Genomic DNA, 350 nt, shown 5'->3' with positions numbered 1-350 from the left:
GAGATGAAGTAAATGGAAAACAGATACATTTTTGACACCATTTGAACGGCTTGGTTTCAGCTAGTTTGGAACTGATAAACCAAATATCCTAACCACAATTGGGATTGAAAATGCTGCGAACAAAACACTGATACAAACTAAAATGAAGCATAACCAAAGAACAATTGAAGCGTAAAATAGCCGCTGAAACGCCTGAACTTATGGAAATAATGGCTAATTTGCCGAACTTGATGATACGAAAACCAAAAGGCAACAAAGAAGAAATTCACGCTTACTAAGCCGAAACTACGAAAGCCGCGATCCTTTTGATGAACCGTGCAAAAAATTTCGGACTCAGTACGCACAACGCC

Annotated in this window: 1 protein-coding gene; it reads right to left on the bottom strand. The window is 38.9% G+C overall.

The window, feature by feature from the left end:
• Nucleotides 1-137: 137 nt before the first annotated feature.
• Nucleotides 138-350 (bottom strand): hypothetical protein (locus tag F8B77_RS17910; protein WP_208846188.1); only part of this gene is annotated, 213 nt, incomplete at its 5' end.

It is taken from the genome of Aliivibrio finisterrensis, assembly GCF_008933155.1.
GTDB classification, from domain to species: domain Bacteria; phylum Pseudomonadota; class Gammaproteobacteria; order Enterobacterales; family Vibrionaceae; genus Aliivibrio; species Aliivibrio finisterrensis.
The sequence above is the reverse complement of the archived record's forward strand: the minus strand, read 5'-3'. Positions and strand labels throughout refer to the sequence as shown.